The sequence below is a fragment of the Streptacidiphilus sp. ASG 303 genome (genome assembly GCF_020991365.1).
GTDB lineage: Bacteria > Actinomycetota > Actinomycetes > Streptomycetales > Streptomycetaceae > Peterkaempfera.
Window position 1 is genome coordinate 45567 of record NZ_JAJLRA010000010.1, and the last position, 23178, is coordinate 68744.

General features: G+C 78.4%; 19 protein-coding genes and 1 pseudogene. 7 read left to right on the forward strand and 13 right to left on the reverse strand.

Annotated elements, in window-relative coordinates; all coding sequences use genetic code 11:
• Window positions 1–134: 134 nt before the first annotated feature.
• The 3 genes from dhaL to LO771_RS15360 all read left to right on the forward strand — a co-directional run bounded on the left by dhaL (window position 135) and on the right by LO771_RS15360 (window position 2559).
• Window positions 135–851: a dihydroxyacetone kinase subunit DhaL gene (gene dhaL, locus LO771_RS15350; RefSeq protein ID WP_230652689.1), complete on the forward strand. Its 717-nt coding sequence runs from the start codon at window positions 135–137 to the stop codon at window positions 849–851.
• 194 nt (window positions 852–1045) lie between these two features.
• Window positions 1046–1444: a PTS-dependent dihydroxyacetone kinase phosphotransferase subunit DhaM gene (locus LO771_RS15355; protein ID WP_230652923.1), complete on the forward strand. Its 399-nt coding sequence runs from the start codon at window positions 1046–1048 to the stop codon at window positions 1442–1444.
• Between the two features lie 185 nt (window positions 1445–1629).
• Window positions 1630–2559, forward strand: coding sequence for an NAD-dependent epimerase/dehydratase family protein (locus LO771_RS15360; protein ID WP_230652691.1), 930 nt, complete (start codon window positions 1630–1632; stop codon window positions 2557–2559).
• Window positions 2560–2601: 42 nt separating this feature from the next.
• Here the strand turns inward: LO771_RS15360 and LO771_RS15365 are convergent, their stop codons facing one another.
• A complete protein-coding gene (locus LO771_RS15365; protein ID WP_308188910.1) occupies window positions 2602–3198 on the reverse strand; it encodes an NUDIX domain-containing protein in 597 nt (198 codons plus the stop codon).
• Between the two features lie 500 nt (window positions 3199–3698).
• Entirely contained in the window at window positions 3699–4397 is a 699-nt protein-coding gene (locus LO771_RS15370; RefSeq protein ID WP_230652693.1) for an acetyltransferase, read from the reverse strand.
• Window positions 4398–4535: 138 nt separating this feature from the next.
• Here LO771_RS15370 and LO771_RS15375 point away from each other — a divergent pair, with 138 nt between their 5' ends.
• A complete protein-coding gene (locus tag LO771_RS15375) occupies window positions 4536–5627 on the forward strand; it encodes an O-antigen ligase (protein ID WP_230652695.1) in 1092 nt (363 codons plus the stop codon).
• 521 nt (window positions 5628–6148) lie between these two features.
• Window positions 6149–7327, forward strand: a complete 1179-nt coding sequence (locus LO771_RS15380) for an alpha/beta fold hydrolase (RefSeq protein ID WP_230652697.1) — start codon at window positions 6149–6151, stop codon at window positions 7325–7327.
• A gap of 463 nt (window positions 7328–7790) precedes the next feature.
• On the opposite strand, the pseudogene LO771_RS15385 reads toward LO771_RS15380, so the two are convergent.
• From LO771_RS15385 to LO771_RS15405, 5 genes and pseudogenes are all read right to left on the reverse strand, one after another.
• Window positions 7791–7886: pseudogene (locus tag LO771_RS15385) on the reverse strand (oxidoreductase); the annotation flags it as partial.
• A gap of 255 nt (window positions 7887–8141) precedes the next feature.
• Window positions 8142–8897, reverse strand: a complete 756-nt coding sequence (locus tag LO771_RS15390; RefSeq protein ID WP_230652699.1) for a sugar transferase — start codon at window positions 8895–8897, stop codon at window positions 8142–8144.
• A gap of 6 nt (window positions 8898–8903) precedes the next feature.
• On the reverse strand, window positions 8904–10343 hold the full coding sequence (locus tag LO771_RS15395; protein ID WP_230652701.1) for a glycosyltransferase: 1440 nt from the start codon (window positions 10341–10343) through the stop codon (window positions 8904–8906).
• On the reverse strand, window positions 10336–11169 hold the full coding sequence (locus tag LO771_RS15400; protein WP_230652703.1) for a polysaccharide deacetylase family protein: 834 nt from the start codon (window positions 11167–11169) through the stop codon (window positions 10336–10338). The genes LO771_RS15395 and LO771_RS15400 overlap by 8 nt, the downstream gene beginning before the upstream one ends.
• A 170-nt stretch (window positions 11170–11339) precedes the next feature.
• The gene (locus tag LO771_RS15405; protein WP_230652705.1) at window positions 11340–11951 is read right to left on the reverse strand and encodes a hypothetical protein; all 612 of its coding nucleotides are present in this window, start codon (window positions 11949–11951) and stop codon (window positions 11340–11342) included.
• Window positions 11952–12274: 323 nt separating this feature from the next.
• Here LO771_RS15405 and LO771_RS15410 point away from each other — a divergent pair, with 323 nt between their 5' ends.
• Window positions 12275–13276, forward strand: coding sequence for a polysaccharide deacetylase family protein (locus tag LO771_RS15410; RefSeq protein WP_230652707.1), 1002 nt, complete (start codon window positions 12275–12277; stop codon window positions 13274–13276).
• A 101-nt stretch (window positions 13277–13377) separates the two neighbouring features.
• Here LO771_RS15410 and LO771_RS15415 read toward each other — a convergent pair whose 3' ends face one another.
• Window positions 13378–14169, reverse strand: a complete 792-nt coding sequence (locus LO771_RS15415) for a glutamate racemase (protein ID WP_230652709.1) — start codon at window positions 14167–14169, stop codon at window positions 13378–13380.
• A 134-nt stretch (window positions 14170–14303) separates the two neighbouring features.
• On the opposite strand from LO771_RS15415, the gene LO771_RS15420 reads away from it, so the two are divergent.
• Window positions 14304–15482: a glycosyltransferase gene (locus LO771_RS15420; protein ID WP_230652711.1), complete on the forward strand. Its 1179-nt coding sequence runs from the start codon at window positions 14304–14306 to the stop codon at window positions 15480–15482.
• Window positions 15483–15516: 34 nt separating this feature from the next.
• On the opposite strand, the gene LO771_RS15425 is transcribed toward LO771_RS15420, so the two are convergent.
• The 5 genes from LO771_RS15425 to LO771_RS15445 all read right to left on the reverse strand — a co-directional run bounded on the left by LO771_RS15425 (window position 15517) and on the right by LO771_RS15445 (window position 23115).
• On the reverse strand, window positions 15517–16746 hold the full coding sequence (locus LO771_RS15425; RefSeq protein ID WP_230652713.1) for a glycosyltransferase family 4 protein: 1230 nt from the start codon (window positions 16744–16746) through the stop codon (window positions 15517–15519).
• A gap of 1 nt (window position 16747) precedes the next feature.
• Window positions 16748–17941: an ABC transporter ATP-binding protein gene (locus LO771_RS15430; protein WP_230652715.1), complete on the reverse strand. Its 1194-nt coding sequence runs from the start codon at window positions 17939–17941 to the stop codon at window positions 16748–16750.
• A complete protein-coding gene (locus LO771_RS15435) occupies window positions 17931–18818 on the reverse strand; it encodes an ABC transporter permease (RefSeq protein ID WP_230652717.1) in 888 nt (295 codons plus the stop codon). The genes LO771_RS15430 and LO771_RS15435 overlap by 11 nt, the downstream gene beginning before the upstream one ends.
• 223 nt (window positions 18819–19041) lie before the next feature.
• Window positions 19042–22017 (reverse strand): AAA family ATPase, encoded by a 2976-nt coding sequence (locus LO771_RS15440; RefSeq protein WP_374228178.1) that lies wholly within the window; start codon window positions 22015–22017, stop codon window positions 19042–19044.
• 165 nt (window positions 22018–22182) lie between these two features.
• Window positions 22183–23115: a class I SAM-dependent methyltransferase gene (locus tag LO771_RS15445; RefSeq protein ID WP_230652719.1), complete on the reverse strand. Its 933-nt coding sequence runs from the start codon at window positions 23113–23115 to the stop codon at window positions 22183–22185.
• Between the last annotated feature and the right edge of the window lie 63 nt (window positions 23116–23178).

Genomic DNA, 23178 nt, shown 5'->3' on the forward strand with positions numbered 1-23178 from the left:
CCCGGCGCGGACGGCCCGGCCCGGGTGCGGGCGCCGGTCCGGTCCCGGGCGGTCCGGGACCGGACCGCGGTGCAGGAGAGCCGACAGCGGGGTGCCCGGCCGCCGGGCGCCCCAGGCAGGAGCGGAGAAACCGGATGCCCACCGTCCCCGTCCTCGACACCGCCTTCTTCCGGCACTGGCTGGAGCTGGCCGCCGACACCGTCCGCCGCGAGAGCGCCCGGCTGACCGAGCTGGACTCCCCCATCGGCGACGCCGACCACGGCACCAACATGGACCGCGGCTTCACCGCGGCCCGCCTCGCGGTGCTCCAGGACCCGCCGCAGAGCCCCGGCGGGCTGCTGGTGACCGTCGGCCGGACCCTGATCTCCAGCGTGGGCGGCGCCTCGGGGCCGCTGTACGGGACCGCGCTGCGGCGGGCCGGCCGGGCGCTGGGCGACGCGCCGGAGGCCACCCCGCCCGAGCTGGGCGAGGCGCTGGCGGCGGCGGTGGCGGCGGTCCGCGAGCTGGGGGGCGCCGAACCCGGCGACAAGACGATGGTCGACGCGCTGCTGCCGGCCTCGCAGGCGTACACCGGCGCGCTGGCGGACGGCCTGGGGGTGGCCGCGGCGCTGGACGCCGCGGCGGGGGCGGCGCTGGCCGGGGCGGAGGCGACCGTGCCCCTGCTGGCCCGCAAGGGGCGCGCCAGCTACCTCGGGGAGCGCAGCATCGGCCACCAGGACCCGGGGGCCACGTCGGCGGCGCTGCTGGTGGGGTGCCTGCGGGACGCGGCGGAGGCCCGGCCGGGCGCGGACGGACCGGGCGCGGACGGGCCGGACGCGCCGGGCGCGGACGGGCCGGAGGAGCGGCGGTGACCGGGTCCGGAGGGGAGGGGGAGCGGGGGTCCGGGCGGGAGGGCGCCGAGGTCGTTCCGATCCGCGGCGGCGCCGTCCCGGCCGGCGGGGACGTCGTCCCGATCGGCGGGGCGCAGTCCGCCGCGCCCCCGGCGGGGGCGGCGGCGCCCGCGGCGGCCGGCCGGGGCGGTGCGGGCCGGGAGGGCCCGGCCCGGGTGGGGGTGGTGCTGGTGTCGCACAGCCGGGAGGTGGCCGCCGCCACGGCGGCCATGGCCATGGAGATGGTCGGCACGGGCGACCCGGCGCCGGTCGGCACGGCGGGCGGCACCGAGGACGGCCGGCTGGGCACCAGCGCGGAGCTGGTCCTGGCCGCGGCCCGGCGGGTGGACGGGGGCGTGGGCGTGGCGGTGCTGTCGGACCTGGGGAGCGCGGTGCTGACGGTCAGGGCGCTGCTCGCGGAGGCAGAGGAGAACGGCCTGCCGTTCCCGGTCCGGTTCGCCGACGCGCCGTTCGTGGAGGGCGCGGTCGCGGCGGTGGTGACCGCCTCGGCGGGCGGGGACCTGGCGGCGGTGGTCGACGCCGCGGAGGAGGCCTACCGGTTCCGGAAGGGCTGACGCCGGCCGGACCGGTCCGGCCCCCGGCCTCGCCGGCCCCCCGGCCCCGCCGGCGGACCGGTCCGGGCGGGGACGATCGGCCGATCCCGCCCGTCGGCGGACACCCCGGGGCTACGATCGCGCCCGGGGAGCGCCGGCCGCCCCGGGGGACCCTTCCGGCCGGCCCATGGAGGGGGGACGCGCCCATGCGCGTGGTCGTGACCGGCGGAGCGGGGTTCATCGGCGCCAACCTGGTGCGGGCCCTGCTGGAGCGGCCGGAGGTCGCGGAGGTCCGGGTGGTGGACGACCTGTCCACCGGCAGCAAGGCGAACCTGGCGGGCCTCGGCGCGGCCCTGCACGAGGGCAGCGTGCTCGACCCGGCGCTGCTGGACGAGGCGTTCGCGGGCGCCGACGCGGTGGTGCACCTGGCGGCGCTGCCGTCGGTGCCGCGCTCGGTCGCCGACCCGGTCGCCAGCCACCACGCCAACGCCACCGGCACCCTGGAGGTGCTGCAGGCGGCCCGGCGGGCCGGGGACCTCTACGTGGCGGCGGCGTCCTCGTCGTCGGTGTACGGCGCCAACCGGGAGCTGCCGAAGCGCGAGGCGATGCGGACCGCGCCGATGAGCCCGTACGCAGTGAGCAAGCTGGCCACCGAGGCGTACCTGACCGCCTTCCACCACTGCTACGGGCTGGACGTGCTGCCGTTCCGGTTCTTCAACGTCTTCGGCCCGCTGCAGCCGGCCGGGCACGCCTACGCGGCGGTGGTCCCGGCGTTCGTCGACGCGGCGCTGGCGGGGCGGCCGCTGCAGGTGCACGGCGACGGCGGGCAGACCCGTGACTTCACCTTCGTCGGGACGGTGACGCGGGTGCTGTGCGACGCGGTGCTGCGGCGGGTGGTCCACCCCGACCCGGTGAACCTGGCCTTCGGGACCCGCACCTCGCTGACCGAACTGGTCGCCGAACTGGAGTCGGTGCTGGGCCGGCCCGTCGCGGTGGAGCACACCGCGCCGCGCCCCGGCGACGTCCGGGACTCGCAGGCGGACAACGCCCGGCTGCGGTCGCTCTTCCCCGACGTGCGGCCGGTGCCGCTGCGCGAGGGGCTGGAGCGGACCGTGGAGTGGTTCCGCGAGTCCTGAACCGGGCCGGGGCCCGGGCGGTGCGGGCGGAGGGCGGGCCGGTCAGGACTCGCGGCCGTCCGCCGTCCCGGCCGCACCGCCCCCGGCACCGCCCCCGGCGGCGCTCCCGTCGGGGCTCCCCGCAGGGCTCCCGTCGGCCGCCGCCCCCGCGATGGCCCTCTCCAGGCCGGAGAAGGAGAAGTGGGTCTCCGGGTCGCCGCTCAGGGCGTGCCGGAGGCGGCGGGCGGCGCTCTCCCCCAGCTCGGGGAGGGCGTCCGGCGCGAACCAGCCGACCTCCAGGGACTCGTCGTCGTTCACCCGGGCGTGCCCGCCGACCGCCCGGCAGCGGAAGGTGATCTCCACGTACTGGGCGCTGTCCCCGTTGGGGTAGTGCAGCATCGGGGAGACGGTGACGCTGGTGATCCGCTCGGGGACCGCCTCCACCCCGGTCTCCTCCCAGCACTCCCGGACCGCGCCGTCGGCGGGCTCCTCGCCGGGGTCGAGGATGCCGCTGACGACCGACCAGCGGCCGGTGTCGGCGCGGCGGCCGAGCAGCACCCTCCCCTCGTCGTCGACGACGACGGCGGTGACGCCGGCCAGCCAGAGCGGCCGGGTGCCGACGAGGGAGCGCAGGTCGCGGAGGAACTCGGGAATCGCCATGCCCCGACCCTATGCGCCCTCCCGGACCGCACGGCGGACCGGCCGACCGCCGCGACGGGGCACGCGTACCCGGCCGGGTCGTGCCGTTCCGGTCCGCCGGTCCGCCGGCCCCCGGCGCGGTGCGGGCCGCACCGGCGGGGAACGGCGGGGCGCGTCGCTCGCCACCACGGGCACGGCGCCGATCGTGGCGCGTGCGGTGACGTCGCTCCTGGTGCCGGTGCCGCTCACCTCGCGTTCCGCGACCCGGTCGCACGAGGGCGCGCGGACCGGAAGCAGCAGCTGCAGCGGTGGGACCGCCGCCGCTCCGTCGGCGTGGGCGCGACCGTGGCCGCCCTCGCCCGGTCCACCGTCGCACGCGTCCGGAGTCCCCCGCCGGGGCAGTGGGCCGGGTTCCGGGACGCGGACGCCGCGCCGTCCGGGTGGACCGGTGCCGCCGACCGGGCCGTCGGCGCCGTCGACACCTTCGGGCGCCCCTGCGGCGGCGCCCCCGGGGCGGCGCCCTAACGGCTCTCGCGGCCGGGCATCGGCCGGGCCGGGGAGCCGACCACGGTGGCGCCCGGCGGCACGTCCCGGGTGACGACCGCGGCGGCGCCCACGAAGGCGCCGCGGCCCACCGTGCGGCCCTGGAGGACGACGGCGTTGCTGCCGACGGTCGCGCCGTCCTCCAGCCGCACCGAGCCGGAGACATTGCCGCCGGGGTAGACGGTGACCCGCTCCCCCAGCACCGCGTCGTGGCCCACGGTGGCGTTGTAGTGGACCTGGGTGTGCGGGCCGAGCCGGACGCTGCTGGAGACGTAGGCGCCGCCCAGCACGATGCACCCCTCCGCCAGCTCGGTCTCCGGCGCGACCACCGCGCGGGGGTGCACCAGCGTCGCCGGCCGGGCGCCGCGCTCCTCCAGCAGCAGGACGAGGCGCTGCCGCACGGCGGGGTCGGCGATGCCCACCAGGTAGCGGGCGCCGCGCGGCCCCCGCTGCGGGGGCAGGACCGGCAGGTCGCGCACGCGCCCGCCCGCCAGGTGGTCGTCGAGGAAGCCCGCCACCGCGACCCCCGCGGCCAGGGCGGTGTCCAGGGCCTCCCGGCCCACTCCCCCGGCGCCCGCGATCCACAGCCCGCCGGCGTCGCCCTCGCCCTCCGCTGCCGGGGCGGGGGCGGGGTGGGGGACGGTCGCGGTGCCGGGTACGGCGATCCTCTGAGACATGGTCACATCCTGCCCGGTCCGAGGCTACGGTGTGGACAGCTCGGGGGCCGTGCGGCCGCCGCCGGACCGCGGGGGCGCCCACGGGGCCGGCGGGGCGGGCCGCGCGCTCCCCCGGCCGGGGGATGCGAGGGGGCGGGCATGAGGGGGTCCGGGGACGTCTCCGGGGCGGCTGCGGCGCGCCGGTCCCGGCTGCCGGGGCCGGACGCGGCCGGCGCGGCGGTGCTGGCCGCCTGCGCGGTCTGGACGCTGGCCGCGGCCCACGGCCGCGACGCCGCCCGGCCCGAGGGGGTGCTGCTGGCCCTGCTGGCGGTGGCGGCCGGCTACGGCGCCGGGCGGGTCGCGGGGGCCCTGCTGCCCGCGGCCGCGCCCGCCGCGGCGGCGGTCGCGGCGGGACTGGCGGTTGCGGCGGTGCCCGGCGGGTTGTCCGGCGGGGCGCTCGCGCCCCCGCTGCACTACGGCAACGCCGACGCCGCGCTGCTCTGCCTGGGGGCCGGGGCGGCCTGCTGCGCCGCCTGGTCCGCGCGCCGCCCACCGGTACGGGTGGGCCTGCTGCTGCTGGCCGGGGTCCTGGCGGGGCTGACGGCGGCCGTCGGGTCGGCGGCGGGGTCCGCCGCCGCGGCGGGGACGGTGCTGGTGTCCTGCGCCGCCGCGCGCCTGCGCCGCCGGGGCCCGCTGCTGGCCGTGCTGGCGCTGTGCGCCGTCCTCGCCGGGGTCGGCACGGTGGCCCTGGCCCGGGGTGCGGTGCCGCAGCCGCTGCGGGCGCACCTGGTGGCCGGGCTGTCGGAGCGGCGCGTCGCGCTGTGGGACGACGCCCTGGCACAGGTGCGGCTGCACCCGCTGCGCGGAGTGGGGCCGGGCCGGTTCGGCGAGGTGAGCCCGGCGGCCCGCGCCGACCGGGACACGGCGAAGGCCCACTCGGCGCCGCTCCAGCAGGCGGCGGAGCAGGGGCTGCCGGGGCTGGCCCTGCTGGTGTGCGCGTTCGCGTGGGCGCTGTGGACGCTGCTGCGCTCCCCCCGGCCGACGGCGGTGGCGCTCTCCGCCGCGGCCGCGCTGACCGGCCTGGCCGTGCAGGCGTGCGTCGACTGGGTGCTGAGCTTCGCGGCGGTGTCCGCCGGGGCGGGGCTGCTGCTGGGCCTGGCCGCCGCCCGTCCCACCGGGGGCGAGGGGGCGCCCGGGGGCGCGTCCGGCGGCGGCCGGGAGCGCCCCCGCACCCGGGCAGGGGCCGGCTGACGGACGCGGCGTCGGGACGGCGGTCCGGGGCGGCGGCGGTCCGGGGCGGGCGCATCGGCGCGGGGCTCCGCTGCCGGGGAGGAGCCGGACGGGGAGGAGCCGGACGGGGACACCGCCGGGACCGCCCTCATGCGGACCGCTTTCGTCCGCGCACCCGGTGCATGCCGGCATACGGGCCATCCGGCTCTCCGACCCGGACCACGGCCCGGGCCCCGCCCGGACCTCCGGCCGTCTCGCCGTGATTGCCGGGGCGGTGCTCGGGGGCCTGCGCCGTCCGGCGGAGCCGGCCGCCAGTGCGGGGGGCTGGGCGTCGGCGTCGCGACCCTTCTCGACCTGCATCCTGCTCGGTGCCGTCCTCTTCTGCGCGGCCCTCTCCCCGCTGGCCCGCGGCCTTGCAGCCCCGCTCCGGTCGGGGAACCCGGCGGCTGCTGCCGCCCAGCTGCGCCGACCCGACGCGTTGATCGAGTGTGCGGGTGGCAACCGCTTGACTTGTACCGAGGTCCAACGTTGAGGCTTGTGGCATGGATGAGGCAGATGAGCTGTTCGGCATCGCGGAGGTCTCAGCGCGGATCGGTCTGGCGCCGGACACGCTGCGCTACTTCGAACGTCAGGGGATCGTGCCCTCTCCTGGGCGCGACAGCACCGGCCGTCGCCAGTACACGGCGGTCGATGTCGAGCTGATCCGCATGTTGGTTCATCTCCGTGAGACGGGGATGCCACTGGCCGACATCGCGCAGTTCACAGGCGCCGACGACAAGGTCACCGATCCGGCCGGCCTCCGGCTGGAGCTGCTCACGGCTCACCGCCGTCGCATCCAGGAGCGCCGCGAGGAGCTGGACCGCGCCCTCGAAGTGATCAGCCGGAAGATCGCGGACTACAGCGACCGGATGACGAGTTCGCTGGAACTCCTCGACCGGCCGGACTGCACGATCGCCTTCAGCGTCCAGGGCGGGGGGCCGCTGCTGTTCCTCGTTGGTGCGCCGGCGGGGCGGGCCGGCTTTGCAGCGCTGGCGCACGAGCTTGCAGGACGGTTCAGGGTCGTCACCCACGATCCGCGCGGTATCGGTGCCAGCCGCGCGGTATCGGGGATGGCTGCGCCCACGCCCGAGGTCCTGGCTGAGGACCTTGCTGCACTCGTCGACCGGTTCACCGGCGGGCCCGCGCTGTTCGTCGGTACCAGCGGCGGTGCCGTGACGCTGCTGGAACTGGCCAGGCGGTATCCCCACCTGGTCGACCGGGCCGTCCTGCATGAGCCGCCTCTCGTCTCTCTCCTGGACGACGCGGGCCTGGCAGCGCGTGCTGGAGCAGCGTTCGCAGCGGCGGACACGGACCCTCAACGGGCGGCGCAGGAGTTCTTCGACCTCAGCGGCGCCGGCCACCACACGGGCCCGGATCAGACGCCTCCCACGCACATGACCCTGCCCGAGCTGCCGGCTGCGGAACTCGACAAGAACCGCTACTTCCTCGGGCGGATGGCCGGCCCCACGGTGTTCTACGTCCCCGACATCGAAGCCACCCGACGGATCTCGGTGGCCCTGTGCGCCGGCGCGCTGAGCCATCACCAGATGGCGCGCCGGGCCACCCGAGCACTGGCTGACCAGCTGGGACTGCCTCTGATCGACATGCCCGGCAACCACGTGGGCGCAAGCGCTGAGCCGGCAGAGTTCGCCCGTGCCGTTGTGCCCCTGCTCGAAAGCTGAACACGATCCCCGGCCCCTCCGGGGCTGAGCGGCCCAGGAGGGGCCTCGCCATGCCGCATCGCAACGCCGCACTGACTCCCCGCCACCGTACGTGGGCCGCACGACCCGTGGTCGAGGGCGGGTAGGCGATCAGTGGGGCGGCCGCTCGGATCCAGGTGCCCTGGCCGACCGTGAAGCGAACCGGCCCACCGGTACGAGCACCCGCGCCCGGGGCCGCCGGTGCACGTCGACGCGCTGCTGACCCAGGAGGTCCTGGCCGACCCGAAGGGGGCAGACAAGCTCACCGACGCGGACCGCCGGGCGCTGTCACCGCTGTTCAGGACCCATGTGCATCCGTACGGCCGGTTCGAGCTCGCCATGAACAGCCGCCTCCGCCTGGACCTGTCCATCCGGGCGGCGGGCCCGGCCCGCGCACCCCGCAGGGGGGAACAGCTCCTGCCTCGACGTGAGGTCCGGGCGGCCTTCACCGCTGTGCGGTGGGCCGTACCACGATTTCGTTCACGTCGACCCTGTCCGGCTGGGTGATGGCGTACGCGATGGCGTCCGTGATCGCTGCGGCCTGTGCCCGAGCAAGGTCAGGGACGGGGCGCCGGACCCTCGGTGATTGCGGATCAGTTCTCGGAGCGACAACAAGCCGCCCCTCACCCGATCGATCGACGTCCCCGATCATTACACCCGGCCGGTCCCCTGCCGGGCCGGGCGTGCGGTCCCCCGGGACGCGCGCCCGAGGGGATGCGGGGCCGGCGCCCGCTCGGCGGGCGGCCGGCCCGCACCCGTCCCCGGAACCGCGACGGAGAACCCGGCGAGGCCCCTGCTACGACGCCTCCTCCGCGGCCTCGGCGGCGGGCCGGTAGCGGGTGCGGGCCGGCATCGGGGTGACGGGGCCGCCCTGGCGCGGCACGACGGGGCGGGGGTGGACCGGCCCGGCCCGGGGCGGGACCGGCCGCAGCGGGACGGCCGGGGCGGCCGGGGCCGCTGCGGTGCCGTCCGCCTCGCCGGGCACCGGGAAGCCGGGGTTGACGCCGCCGGCTCCGGTGATGCCGGCCGGCCGCAGCAGCACGCCGACCGTGCGGAACAGGATGGCCAGGTCGAGGCGGGGCGAGCGGTGCTCGACGTACCAGAGGTCCAGCTCGATGCGCTCCGGCCAGGTGAGGGAGTTGCGACCCCGGACCTGGGCCCAGCCGGTGAGTCCGGGCCGCACCGCGAGCCTGCCCCGCTGGCGCGGGGAGTAGTGGACGACCTGCTCCGGGAGGGTCGGCCGGGGTCCGACGACGGCCATGTCGCCGCGGACGACGTTCCACAGCTGCGGCAGCTCGTCGAGGCTGGTGCGGCGCAGCAGGTGCCCCAGGCGGGTGATCCGGGGCGCGTCCGGCTCCCCGGGGAAGCGGCTGTCGCGCATGGTGCGGAACTTGAGGATCTCGAACTCCTGGCCGCCGCGCCCGGAGCGGGTCTGGCGGAAGATCACCGGCCCGCCCATGGTGAGCCGGACCAGCAGCGCGATCGCCAGTACCAGCGGGATCGCGACGATCCCGACCAGGACCGCGAGCGCCAGGTCCCCCCCTCGCTTCATGCGTTCCTACCCCCCTCGGTGGTCCGCGGCGCCGCGGTGCGCGGTGCCGCCGGATAACGGTCTGCCCGGGGCGTACGGCGCGGCGGGGCCGTCCGGTTCACCCGGGCCGTGCGGCGCGGTCGTCCAGCCCAGGCCGCGGGCCCGGGCGACGGCGGCGTAGGTCTGCACGGAGACGCGCGCCACCGCCCGCTGGTCGAACGCCTCGCGGGCCCGGCGGCGGGCGGCTCCCCCGAGCCGCCGCCTCAGGTCCGCGTCGGTGAGCAGCCGGTCGACGGCGGCGGCGAGCGCCGCGGGGTCGCCCGGCGGGACGAGCAGCAGGTGCTCGCCGTGGGTGCCGATCTCCCGGCAGCCGCGGATGTCGCTCAGCACCATGGGCAGGCCGGCGGCGGCGGCCTCCATGGCGGAGCGGGAGAACCCCTCGCGGTGGGAGGGGAGGACGAAGAGGTCGAGGGCCGCGTACACGTCGGGCATGTCGGCCCGCTCGCCGGGGAGCACCACGCCGTCGAGGGGGCCGCCCGGCGCCGCGGCGAGGGCGTCGGGCTTGTCGGGGTCCTCGGGGCCGATCCACACGAAGCGCGCCTTCCCCGCGAGGGCGCGGGCGGCGGCGGCGTACTCGGGGAGCCCCTTCTCGGCGACGCGGCGGCCGACGCCGCCGACGAGCAGGTCGCCGTCGGCGGCGCCGAGCTCGGCGCGGACCCGGGCGCGGGCGGCGGCGCGGCCGGCGCCGTCGGCGAAGCGGTCGAGGTCGACGCCGTTGCCGACCACCCGGGAGCGGCGGGCGGGCACCGCGCGGGAGAGGGTGCGGCGGTCCTCGCCGTTCTGGTAGAGCTCGGCGTGGGAGAAGCGGGCGGCCAGCGCCTCGGCTCCGAGGACGAGGGCCCGCCGAGCGAGCGGGTCGTGGGCCTGCGCCCACAGCCCGTGGCAGGTGTTGACCACGACGGGGACGCGTGCGGCGCGGCCGAGGACCCGCCCCAGGACGCCGGTCTTGGGGTTGTGGGTGTGCAGCACGTCGGGCCGGATGCGGCGCAGCGCGGCCAGCAGTTCGCGGGCGGCGGCGGCGTCGCGGCGCGGGTCCCAGGCGCGGGTGAGGGCGGGCAGCGGCACGTGGGTGACGCCGAGCGCCTCGACGCGGTCGGTGTAGGGGCCGGGGGCGCTGATGCCGTACGTCTCGAAGCCGCAGGCGACGTCGTGGCGCAGCTCGGTGCCGAGCAGCAGGTGCAGGCTCATGTCGACGGTGGTGAGGTGGGCGACCCGCAGCGGTCGGCCGCCGGGGCCGCGCGGGACCGCTCCGGCGGCGGAGGCGTGCGGCGCGCCGCCGGTCCGGGGGCCGCCGGTCGGGTGGAGGCCGTCCGTCCGGTGGGTGCCGCCGGTCCGGCGGGGCGCGTAGGGCGCGTGGGGCGTGTGGGGCACGTCGGGCGTGCGGGGCACGTCGGGCGTGTCAGGCACGGGCGCCCACCGCCTTGGCGGCGGCGACCAGGTGCGCGTAGGCGCGCTCCGGGCCGAGGCGGCCGGTCAGCTTGGCGCGGAAGAAGTCGAGCGGGTCGGTGCGGCGGACCGGCACCCGGCGCAGCCGCACCGGGTCGGCGCCGGGCAGGTTGCGGCCGACCTCGCCGGTGGCGGCGCTGCGGAAGCGGGCGCGCAGCGCGGGCTCCATGTGCGGCACGGGCACGCCCCAGGTGTACGCGTAGTGGCGGGGCCGGGTGCCGAGGTGCTCCTCGACGTCGTCGCCGCAGGCGTCGAGCTCGGCGGTGGAGAGCAGTTCGGGGCGGGCGTGGCTGCGGGTGTGGTTGGCGACGGTGCACAGGCCGCTCGCGGTCATCTCGGCGAGCTGCGCCCAGGTGAGGGCGGGGGCGCCGGCGGCCTTGGCGGTGGACCCCTCCCACCGCATCTCCCCGCCGACGTGGCCGCTGGCGAGGTAGACGGTGAAGGGGAGGCCGCGTTCGCGCAGGACCGGCCAGGCGTTGCGGTGCACGTCGGCGAAGCCGTCGTCGAAGGTCAGGACGACCGTGCCGGCGCGGTCGCCGCGCTCCAGGCGGTCGACGGCCTCGTCCAGCGGCACCACCGGCCGGCCCGGGAGCCCGGCGAGCAGGTCCATCTGGGCGGTGAAGTCCGCGGCGGAGACGTCGAGCTCGTCGGGCGAGCCGCCGCCGACGCGGTGGTAGATGAGCAGCGTGGCGCCCCGGGCGGGGCGGTCTCCGGCGGTGCGGGCGAGCAGGTGCTTGATCCGGGCTCTGGCTCCGGCGGAGGGCGCCGGGGCGGTGGTGCGGGTCATCGTTCCCCCCTCTGCGGCCCCTCCCCGAGGCCGCGTCCCGGCGCCTGTCCCCCGCGCCGGACGTGGACCACGATAGGGGGAGTCCTGGGCCGCCGCCCGGGAAATGTGAAAGAACCGAGGAGGAGGGGCGGAGGAGGGGCGGGAGTGCGCCCGTGTGCGCCCCCTGTGCGCTACGCCGCGCGGGGGCGCGGCGGCAGGTGGTCGCGGATCACCCGCACCGCGTCCTCCGGGTGGTCGACGGTGACGGTGAAGCGGCGGCCCCCGCCCAGTTCCAGGACCAGGGCGGGCCCCTTGCGCACCACCACGGCGGCGCCGTGGCTCTGCCGGTAGCGGTAGCCCCAGCCGCCCCAGTGCATCGGGGCACAGGGCTGGTACGTCGCGTCGACCACCTGGTCCAGGGGGATGCGGCGGCGGGGCAGGCCCACGTGGCCGCAGCGGACCTCCAGCGCGTCCCGGTCGATCCGGACGTCGACGTGCACGAAGGCGAGGGTCCCGGCCAGCAGCATCACGCCCACCGCGAGGCATCCGGCGACGGTCATGACCCAGGCCGCGGGGCCGTCGGTGTCCGGGACGGTGACGGCGACCAGCACGCCGAGCGCCAGGCAGGCGGCGCCCACGGCGGCCAGCAGCCACTGGTGGGGGTTGCGGGCCGAACCGGTCCACAGGGCGGGGCCGTGCGGGAGGGCCGGCCCGGGCGGGAGGCCGGGGCCGGAGGGGGCGGCCGGACCGGGCGCGGGGGCGCCGTGCGGACCGCCTTCACGATCGCTCTCCGCATCCTCCATGGGCCTCACGGTATACCGCCTGCCCGCAGCGGGCACGGTCAAGCGCATGAGGGGCCGCAGCGGCCCCCGCGGCCGGCCCCGGCGGCACCGTGCGCGGGTTCCGGCCGGACCGGCTACAACCATCCGCGGTCCGTCCGTGTCTGTACTCCGTCGTCTGTACTACGTTGAGCGGCCCGGGGCGGTCGGGAGCCGGCCCCGGGGCCGCCGCCACCCCGGGACGGGGCCCTCCGTCCCGCCCGCACCACCAGCACCACCAGCACCGGTAGGGCGGTCGTCCGCCCGTCCGGAGGATCCGCCGCGCCCCGGGCGTGGAAGGGGGAGCCGTGCCTCAGCCGGAGACCACCACGAGACCGTCGGCCACCGCCGCGGGAGGACCCGGGCGCGCACCGGGGGCGGCCGGACTGGCGGCCGCCCACCGCCGGCGCGTCGACGCCCTGCTGCGGCGCTCGCCCGCCCAGCCGCTCTTCCGGGCGCGGGCCGCCCGCCGCCTCGCCGTGCTCGCCTACCACGGCATCGACGACCCGCAGGCCTTCGCCGCCCAGATGGAGCGGCTGCGGCGCACGGCGTCACCGGTGACGGTGGGGGAGGTGGAGCGGGCGGTGGCCGAGGGGCGGCCGCTGCCGCCGCGCAGCGTGCTCGTGACCTTCGACGACGGGGACCGGTCCGTCGTCACCGAGGGCCTGCCGGTCCTCGCCCGCCACGGAGTCCCCGGGGCCGCGTTCGTGGTGGCCGGCCTCGTCGGCGGGGACCAGCCGTTCTGGTGGCGGGAGGCGGAGTTCCTGGCCCGGCACGGCGGCACGGCCCGCTCCCTGCCGCCCGGCATCGGGCCGGGCGCCGCGGTGCGGCGGATGAAGGCGATGCCCGACCCGGACCGCAGGCGCAGCCTCGCCGAGATGCGGGTGAGCGCCTCCCGGCGGGCGCCCCGGCAGGAGCAGCTGTCGGTGGAGGACCTGCACACCCTGCACGGGGCCGGCGTGCGGATCGGCAACCACACGGCGGGCCACCCCTGCCTGGACCGCTGCGACGACCAGACCGTGCGGGCGGAGGTCACCGAGGCGCACCGGGCGCTGGAGCGGTGGCTGGGCGAGGCCCCGACGGCGTTCGCCTACCCGAACGGCGGCACGGACCCGCGGGCCGACCGGGTCCTGCGCGACCTGGGGTACCGGCTGGGCTTCCTCTTCGACCACCGGCACGACGCGCTGCTGCCCCGCGACCCGCTGCGGATCAGCCGGCTGCGGGTGAACAGCTCCACGAGCCGCGACCGGTTCGACACCATCCTGTCGGGGCTGCACCCCGCGGTGCACCGGCTGCGGGGCGGCCGCTGAGCGGCGCCTGCGGGGGACGCGCCCCCCGGGGCGCGCCCCGGGGCGGCCGGGGGCGGGGACGCCGGGCCCGCCCGGAGGCGGACCGGTGCGCGCCGGTCCGGTCAGTTCGGGACGGCGGCCCCCGCGACGAGGCGGCCCTCGGCGAAGGCCAGCGCCTCCGGGGGCAGCACGCCCTCCCGCCCGCTCGCCAGGACGGTCAGGGTGCCGCCGCCGACGGCCGCGTGCCGGTGCGGGGCCGCGGCCTCGACGCGGCGCAGCGCCTGGGCCGCCACGGCCTCGGCGGAGCCGAGGAGGACCAGGCCGGGGTCGGCGGCGGGGGCGACGGCGGCGCGGATCCGGTCGGCGACCAGCTCGTAGTGGGTGCAGCCGAGGACCAGGGCGCGGACGCCCCGGGGGGTGCGGGCCGCGGCGTCGGCGACGGCGGCCTCGACGGCCTGCTCGTCGGCGTGCTCGACGGCGTCGGCGAGCCCGGGGCAGGGCACCTCCGCGACCTCGGCGCCGTCCGCGAACGCGCGGATCAGGCCGCGCTGGTAGGGGCTGCCGGTGGTGGCGGGCGTGGCCCAGATCGCCACCGGTCCGCCGGTCGCGGCGGCGGGCTTGATCGCGGGGACGGTGCCGACGACGGGCAGGCCGGGCTCCAGCTCGGCGCGCAGGGCCTCCAGGGCGTGGACCGAGGCGGTGTTGCAGGCCACGATCAGGGCGTCCGGGCGCAGGGCGGCGGCGGCGCGGGCGCAGACCAGGGCGCGCTCGGCGATCTCCTCGGGGGTCCGGGGGCCCCACGGCATGCCGTCGGGGTCGGAGGAGAGCACGAGGTCGGCGTCGGGGCGCAGCCGCCGCAGGGCCGCCGCGGCGGGGAGCAGGCCGGTACCGGAGTCCATCAGTGCGATCTTCACGACCACTGACCATAGACGATGGCCGCGCGGCGGCGCCCGGGCGGGCCGCCGGGACGGGCCCGGCCGCGGCGCCGCGGGCGGCGCCGGGCCGCGGGTGCTGCCCGCGGGGCCGGGTGTGCGGCAGACTGCGGGGCGTGACGGTGCTCGGGTGGGTCTCCGCGGTGTCCCTGGCGTCCTGGGTGTGGCTGGCGCTCGGCCGCGGCTTCTTCTGGCGGACCGACGTGCGGCTGCCGGAGCGGCCCGCCCCGGCCCGCTGGCCGTCGGTGGTGGCGGTGGTGCCCGCCCGGGACGAGGCGGAGGTGCTGCCGCTGAGCCTGCCGGGCCTGCTGGCACAGCGCTATCCGGGCGAGGCGCGGGTGGTGCTGGTCGACGACGGGTCGTCGGACGGCACCGGCGCGCTCGCCGCGGAGCTGGGCGCGGCGGGCGGGCTGCCGCTGGCGGTGGTGTCGCCCGGGGAGCCCCCGGCGGGCTGGACCGGCAAGCTGTGGGCGCTGCGGCGGGGCGTGGAGGAGGCTGGGGACGCCGAGTACCTGCTGCTGACCGACGCCGACATCGCCCACGGGCCGGACTCCCTGGCCCGGCTGGTCGCGGCGGCCGAGGGCGGCGGGCTGGACCTGGTGTCGCAGATGGCGCGGCTGCGGGTGCGCACGGGCTGGGAGCGGCTGGTCGTGCCGGCGTTCGTGTACTTCTTCGCGCAGCTGTACCCGTTCCGGTGGTCCAACCGGCCGTCCGGCCGAACGGCGGCGGCGGCCGGCGGCTGCTCGCTGGTGCGGCGGGAGGCCCTGGAGCGGGCGGGCGGGGTGGCGGCGGTCCGGGGCGCGGTGATCGACGACGTGTCGCTGGCGCGGGCCGTGAAGCGGTCGGGCGGCCGGACCTGGCTGGGCCTGGCGGAGCACGTGGACAGCGTGCGGCCGTACCCGGGGCTGGCGCAGCTGTGGCGGATGGTCTCCCGCAGCGCGTACGCCCAGCTGCGGTACTCGCCGCTGCTGCTGGCGGGGACGGTGCTGGGGCTGGCGCTGGTGTACCTGGTGCCGCCGGCGGCGGCCGCGGCCGGGGCGGCGGGTGCGGCCGCGGGGGCCGGGGGCGGCCCGGCGGCGCTGCTCGGCCTGGCCGCGTGGGCGCTGATGGCGGCGACGTACGCGCCGATGCTGCGGTACTACGGGCAGCCGGCGGCGGCGGCCGTGCTGCTGCCGTTCACGGCGTCGCTGTACCTGCTGATGACGGTCGACTCGGCGGTGCAGCACCGGCGCGGCCGGGGCGCGGCGTGGAAGGGCCGCACGTACCCGGCGCCGCGCCCCGGGGAGGCCGGGTGAGGGCGGACCGGGGGCCGGGGCGGGGCGGTCCGGTTCAGCCGCGGCGCAGCAGGCGCAGCCCGGCGGGCTTGAGGTACTCGTAGCGGGCCATCTGCTCTGCGTCGCGCAGCCAGCCCGCGAGGCCGGGCGGGTCGGCGAGGGCGGCCCGGTACAGGCGCTCGAAGGCGGTGGTGACGCTCTCCAGCGAGAAGCGGCCGACGACCCACTCCCGGCCCCAGGCGGACAGCCGGGCCCGGCGGCCGGGGTCGTCGAGCAGGCCGCGCACCTGGGCGGCGAGCGCCGCGGCGGAGGGCGCGCCGGTGCCGAGCCCGTACATGCAGCGCGAGGCGTGCTCCTCGGCGAGCGGGCCGGGCTCGTGGACGGCGGTGTAGCCGCCGGCGCCGTGGACCACGACGGGCTTGCCGTGGGCGAGGCCGCGCAGCGCGGAGCTGCCCATGCCGAGGACGACGTCGGCGGCGGCGTAGGCGGTGCGCGGGTCGGGCATCTGGCCGGGGACGAGGACGGCCTCGCGGCCGAGCCCGGCGTTGGCCGCGGCGGCGGCGGCGCGCAGCCGGCCGCGGCTGGGCCCCTCGCCGACGACGGCGAGCCGGACGCGGGGGTCGGCGAGGAGCCGGACGGCCTCGACGGTGAGCTCGGCGCCGGCGTCCTTGCCCAGGTCGGGCACCAGCCGGGTGACGATGACGAGCAGGTGCTCGTCCGCGCCGATGCCGTGCGCGGCGCGGAAGGCGGCGCCGTCGACGGCGCCGGGCGCGTCGGCGCGCGTGTCGACGGGCGGCTCGACGAGGTGCAGGTCGCGGTGGCCGAAGGCGCGGCCCTCGGCGGTGAGGGCGCCCAGGCCGAGGACGAGCGGCTGGTGGCGGGGCATGCCGCGGAGCATCCGGACGCCGTAGAAGGTGGTGAGGACGGGGAGGCGGCCGAACCGGCCGGGGCCGAAGTAGGCGTTGCGGGCGGCGCGCACCTCCCAGGCGTGCACCAGGTCGCTGCCGTGGTCGCGGGCGAGCCGCTCCAGCCGGGTCCGGACGGCCCGGTGCGGGGTGTCCGGTCCGCCGGCGACGACGAGGTCGAGGCCGTGGGCGGCGGCCCGCTCGACGAGCGGTGCCGGTCCGTCGACCCCCTGGGCGAAGAGCACCGGGTGGTGGCCGCGGCCGTGCAGGGTGCGGGCGATGTCGACGGCGTTGATCTGGGCGCCGCCGAGGGCGAGGTTGTTGAGGTGGACGAGGACGCGCAGGCCGTCGCGCGGCGCCGCCCCGGCACGTGACGGCACGTCAGTCCTCCCAGTGGTGGGGGACGAAGACGGGCGCGGCCAGCACCACGGCGCGCGGCGGGGTGTCCAGCACCGGCCCGAAGACGTCGAACTGGCCCGCGGAGTGCCAGCTCATCAGGGTGCCGCCGTCGGTGCGGCCGATGCCGTAGACGCCGGTCCACAGCGTGTACCGGCCGCGCGGCAGCGGCAGCCGGGGGATGGTGCAGGTGACGGTGCGGTCCTCGCCGGTGAGCCGCACCTCGTGGCTGATCTGGAAGACCGGGCTGGCGGTCCCCTCGCTGACCCCGAGGTGGAGGGTGGCGTCGCCGCGGTAGTCGCCGCCGAGGTGCAGGTCGACGGTCATCGGCTCGTCGGTGAGGAGGTTCTCCCGGTCGGCGCCGCGGATCTCGTACTTGAGCAGCTGCAGCGGCTCGCCGGCGCGGGCGCCCGCCTCCGACTGGGCCTCGATGGAGTCGCGGTAGCCGGCCATGGCCTCGCGGATGCCGGCGTCGACCCGGACGGTGCCCTGCTCCAGCCACACGCCGCGGGTGCAGACGGACTCCACGGCGGGCAGGTCGTGGGAGACGAAGACCAGGGTGGTGCCCTGGTCGAGGACCTCGCGCATGCGGTCCAGGCAGCGCTGCTGGAAGACGGCGTCGCCGACCGCCAGCACCTCGTCGACGAGGAGGACGTGCGGCTCCAGGTAGGCGGCGACGGCGAAGCCGAGCCGCATCTGCATGCCGGAGGAGTAGAACTTCACCTGCCGGTCGATGGCGCCGCCGAGCCGGGCGAACTCCACGATGTCGTCGAACCGCCCGGCGACCTCGCGGCGCCGCAGGCCGAGCAGGGCGCCGAAGAGGTAGATGTTCTCCCGCCCCGTCAGGTCGGGGTGGATGCCGGCCCGGATCTCGATCAGGGCGCCGATGCGGCCGCGCACGTCGATGCCGCCCGCGTACGGGTACATGACCCGGGTCAGCATCTTCAGCAGGGTGGACTTGCCCGAGCCGTTGGAGCCGATCAGGCCGACGGACTCGCCGGGCCCGATGTGCAGGTTGACGTCCCGCAGCGCCCAGCGCCAGTCCTCGCCGCGCCGCCCGCGCAGGCGGCGGCCCGCCGCCTCGACCCGGTCGCGGAGCAGCATGCGCTGCTGGTCGGCGCGGAAGCGCTTCCAGACGTGCTCGGTGCGGATGGTCCCGTCGGGCAGCTCACGCGACATCGGCGATCCCCGTCTCGAGCTTCTTGAAGATGAGGTAGCCGCCCACCAGGAAGACCACCGAGCTGGCGGCCGCGACGAGGGTCAGCCGGGCGTCGGGCGCGTCGCCGTACAGCAGCGCCCGGCGGTAGCCCTCGATGACCGCGCCCAGCGGGTTGAGGGCGACGTAGAGCTCCTGGAGGCGATGCGGGATCTTGGCGAGGGGGTAGGCGACCGGGGTGGCGAAGACGCCCATCTGCGTGATGATCGGCAGCAGGTGCCGGACGTCCCGCAGGTAGACCACGGCGACGGAGAGGACCAGCGCCACGCCGTAGGTGAAGGCGAACTGGACCGCCAGCAGCGGCAGCACCCAGGCGGCGGTGGCGGCGGGCGCCGTCCAGAAGGCCAGGAACATCACGCCGAGGACGCCGACGCCGATCAGCATGTCGACGGCGGCCACCAGCATGGTCGCCAGCGGGAAGACCTCGCGCGGGCAGTAGACCTTGTTGAGCAGGCTGAGGTTGTTGGCCAAGGAGAGCGCACCCTGGTTCATGGTGTTGCTGAAGAACTGCCAGACGATCAGGCCGACGTAGGCGAAGAGCGCGTAGGGGGCCGTCCCGGTGTCGATCCTGACGGCGCGGTGGAAGACCAGGGTGAAGATGGCGCAGAGCGCGAGCGGCGTCAGCACCGCCCAGGCGAAGCCGAGCACCGCCTGCTTGTAGCGGGCCCTGAGGTCCCGCTCGGCCAGGGCGCGGACCAGTTCGCGCGACGCCCACAGCTCGCGGGCCACCGTGGCCGGCCGCAGGCGGCGCCTGAACACCGTGCCGGGCAGCGGCCCGTCGGCGACCGCGGCGCCTTCCCCGGCGCGCACGTCGACGACCTGTGCGTTGCGTCCCCCCACGGACCTCCGCCTTTCCGTCCCCCGGCGGTCCCCCCGGACCCGGGTCTGCGGTTCCGGGTCCACTGTGGCACAGAGTGTGCGCGACCGGAGGCGGTTCGGTGAACGTGATCGACACTCGGTGCGGACCGCCCGGCCGGCGGGGCGGGGTGCGGCGGACCGTCCGGGGCGGGACGGGGCGGGACGGGGCGGGACGGGGCGGGACGGGGCGGGACGGACCGCCGCCTCAGCGCCGCTCCGGCTCCCGCCGGCCGGACGGGGCGGGCGGACCGGACGGGGCCGGCGGACCGCCCACGACGCGCAGGAGGCGCGGCGGCAGGCCGGCGGCGGCGAGTTCGGCCCGCGCGCGCTCCGCCAGGCCGTCCGCGCCGCACCGCACCGCCAGGTCGGCCCCCAGGTACAGGGGCTCCGCGGCCTCGCCGGGGCGGCCGGCCAGGCGCCGCGCCCGCGCGAGGTCCACCAGCGCCTCCGCGTACCCGTGGAGGTCGGGCGAGCACCGGAGGTGGGCCACGGCCTCCTCCAGCAGCGCGGCGGCCTCCCGGTCGTCGGCGGCCACGGCGGCGGCGGTGCGCAGGGCGTGGCCGACCGCGGTGGGCGTGCCCTGGCGGCGGGCGCGCCCCAGGGCCTGCGCGGCGAGGCGGCGGGCGGCGGCGGGGTCCTCGTGCGCGAGGGCCAGGGCCAGGTGCCCGGCCCAGGGGCACCAGGTGGGGTTGAGGGCGCCCTTGGCCTCCATCCGCCGCCCCACCTCGGAGAGTTCGGCGGCGGCCGCGGCGTGGCGGCCGCGGGCGAGGTGCAGGCGGCCGACCACGGTCTGCGGGTCGGGGAAGACGACGGCGCGGGGGAACGGCGGCCCGAAGTCGTGGGCGTCGGCGACCTGCTGGGCCTCGTCCGTGCGGCCGCGGGAGAGCAGGACGTCGACGAGCAGGCCGACCGCGTACCACTGGGCGGGCACCCGGGGGCCGACGCGGTCGGCGAGCCGCACGCCCTCCCGGGCGCAGGCCTCCGCCTCGTCGAGCCTGCCGCGGCGGAAGCGCACCAGCCCGAGCAGGGTGAAGGCGAAGGAGAGGTGGGCGCCGCTCCAGCCGGACCGCTCGCACTCGGCGACGGCCGCGGTGAACATCTGCTCCGCCCGGTGGGGCTGGTCCGCGTACAGGAAGGAGAGCGCGGCGACACTGGGCAGTTCGAAGCCCCAGTCGGGGTCGGTGTAGTCCAGGGCGGGGCGCGGCGCGGGCAGCCCGCCGGGACGGTCGGTCCCGGCCGGCGGCGGCCCGGCGTCCGGGAGCGGCACGCCGGAGGGCGCGGGGACGAGGGGCGGCCCGTCGGGGCGCCGGGGCCCGGACGCGGCGGGCCGGCACGCGGGGGGCCCGGGGTGCGGCGCCTCGCAGGACGGCAGGCCGAGGGCCCGCTCGGCGGCGGCGACCGCGGTGGCCGCGGGCTCGCCCCGGACGGTGGCGTCCCACGCGCGCAGGCACAGGACGGCGCGCTCGCCCTCGGTGCGGCCGCCCAGGTGGGCGGCGAGCCGGGCGAGGCGGCGGGAGCGGGCGGGCCCCCCGTCCTCCGCGGTGTCGAAGACCTGCCACAGGAAGTGGGCGGCCTGCAGCCGCAGCCGGGCGCGGTGGGAACCGGCGCGGGCCGCCTCCGCACCGACGACGTCCGCGGCCTCCTGCATCCGGTCGCAGTGGGCGAGCGCCTGGGCGAGGCGGAAGGCGATGTCCTCGCGCAGGTCGGGGTCCAGGTCCGGCTCGGCGAGGGCGGCGGTCAGGTGGTTGACCGTGACGGCGGGCTCGGTCAGCAGGGCCGAGCAGCCCAGCTCGTACAGGACCTCGGCGCGGACCTCGGGGGCCGGGGGCTCGCGCAGGGCCCGCTCCAGGCAGCGGCGCGCCGCCTCGGGGGCGCCCGCGCGGAGGTGCTCGCGGGCGGCGGCGCGCAGCCGCCCGACGGTGACGCCGTCGCCCTCGGGGTGGGTCTCCAGCAGGTGGCGGGCGGCGGCCGCCGTGCCGAGCCCGGCGTCGTCGACGGCCCAGGCCGCCTGCCCGTGCAGGGCGGTGCGGGTGGGCGCCGGGATGGCGCGGTAGACGGCGGTCGCGATGAGCGGGTGGACGAACTCCAGGGTGGCGGTGCCGGTGAGGATGCGGGCGGTGCGCAGCCGGTCCACCGCGTCGACCGCCTCGGCGGAGCCCAGTCCGGCGACGGCCGCGGCGAGGCCGGGCGAGATCTCGGTGCCGAGCACCGCCGCGGCCCAGGCGAGCCGCACCGCGGCGTGCCCGAGGCGCTCCAGGCGGCGGACCAGGCCGGTGCCGCGGGCCGTGGCGGCGAGGTCGCGCAGCAGCGGCGCGGCGCCGGGGACGGGGGCGAGGCCCCGGTCCTGGACCATCGCGACCAGTTCGACCGCCTCGTACGGGTTGCCGCCGGTGACCGTCCAGCACTCCTGGCAGAAGGCGTCGTCGGCGTCGTCGCCCAGGGTGCTGCGGACCAGGCCGGCCACGGCGTCCGGGCTGAGGGCGGTGAGGGCGATGGGGCGGGCGCCGCGGCCGGTGACCAGGTCGCGGAAGCCCTCGGTCCCGCCGGGCACCTCCTCGGGCCGGTAGCCGAGGACGACGAGGACGGGCAGCTCCCGGATGCGGACCGCGAAGGCGGCGAGCCAGGCGAGGGACTCCGCGTCGGCCCAGTGGGTGTCGTCCAGGACGACGACGACCGGCGGTCCGTGCACGGCGAGGCGGGTGACCACCCAGTCCAGCCCGTCGCGGACGCCCTGCGGGTCGGGGGGCGCGCCGTCGGCGCGGGCCGTGACGCCGACGGCGGGGCCGGCGACCTCGTACCAGCCCCCGAACAGCTCCCGGCACTCGGCCTCGGTGCGGGAGACGAGGAGGGGCTGCAGGAGCTGGCGCACGACGTGGAACGGGACGGTCCGCTCCTGCTCGCTGCCGCGGGCGGAGAGCACGGTGCAGCCGCGGGCGGTCGCGGCGCGGCGCACCTCGGCGAGGAGGGTGGTCTTGCCGAGGCCGGCGGCGCCGCTGAAGAGCAGCAGGCCGCCCAGCCCGGTGCCGTCCCCGGTCCCGCCGCGCAGGCGGTCCACGGCATCGCGGACGGCGGCCAGCTCCCGGTCCCGCTCGTACAGCGGCGGCCGGGGCACGGCGGACGCGGCCGGCGGGCGCTCCGCGCGACCGGCCGCCGCCCCTGACGCCGCGGTCGTCTCCGACACCACCGCGCCCCTCTCCTCGTCAGCGCTCTGCGGGGGATGGTACTGACAAAACGGCCGGAGGGAGGGCGGTTCGGCCGCCCGCGGTGTGCGGACCGGGTGCAGGGTTCCGGCCGGAAGGGGACCGGAGGCGTCCGGGAGCCGGCGGGCGGGCCGGGGAGCGGGGCGTCACCGCCCGGGGGAGGGACCGCCGGTCCCGGCGGGCGGCGCCCGCCCCCAGGCGGTGAGCATGCCCGGGGAGAGGTCGGCGAGACCCGGCGAGGAGAGGTGGGCGAGGGCCTCGTCCAGCTCGGCGGGGTCCAGCCGGCCGGGGGCGGTCAGGGCCTCGCGCATCCTGGTCCAGGTCTCCCGCCAGAAGGCGGTGATCGGGGCGTCGGCGGTCAGCGGCGGCACGTGGATCTCCGCGCCCACGTCCGCCAGTCCCAGGGCGCTCAGCTGCTGCGGGTAGCGGGTCACCCGCGTGATGTCGGTGCCGATGGTCTCCCGCAGCGCCTCCCACATGGCCCCCATGGCCCGGCGGTAGGCCGCGTTCGGCGATCCGGCCGTGGTCAGGTCGACCGCGTCGCCCACCACGAGCCACCCTCCGGGCGCCAGCCAGCCGGCCAGGCGGGCCAGCACCTCGTCGCGCCCGGGCAGGTGCATGAGCACGAAGCGGGCGTGGACCAGGTCGAACCTGCCGGGGTCCAGGCCGGGGTCGGTGAGGTCCGCGGCGAGCGTGCGCAGCCGGCCGCCGGGCGGCGCCGGGAGGAAGCGCACGTCGCGGTCGAGGGCCAGCACCTCCGCACCGGCCTCCTCCGCCAGCCAGGCGGCGACGGTGCCCGTCCCGGCGCCCACGTCCAGGCAGCGCAGGCCCGGTCCGGCGCCGAGCGCGAGCAGGCGGGCCCGGGTCACCGCGTCGTAGGCCTCGGCGCCGTGGTCGATGCGGGCGGCCTCACCCGTGCGGTCGGGCGGGAAGAGGTCCCGGCCGTAGCGCCCCGCACCGGCCGCTCCCCCGGCGTCCGGCGGCGGGCCGGGCGGCCGCGACGGCGCGGAGGGCGGTGACGGGGCGGGCGGCGGGGCGGAGGGCCGCGACGGCGGGGAGGGCTCCGAGGGCTCGGGCATGGCGTGCACCTCTCCTCGCGTCGGGACACGACAGCACCAGCGTCCGCCCGCGGTCCGGCGTTG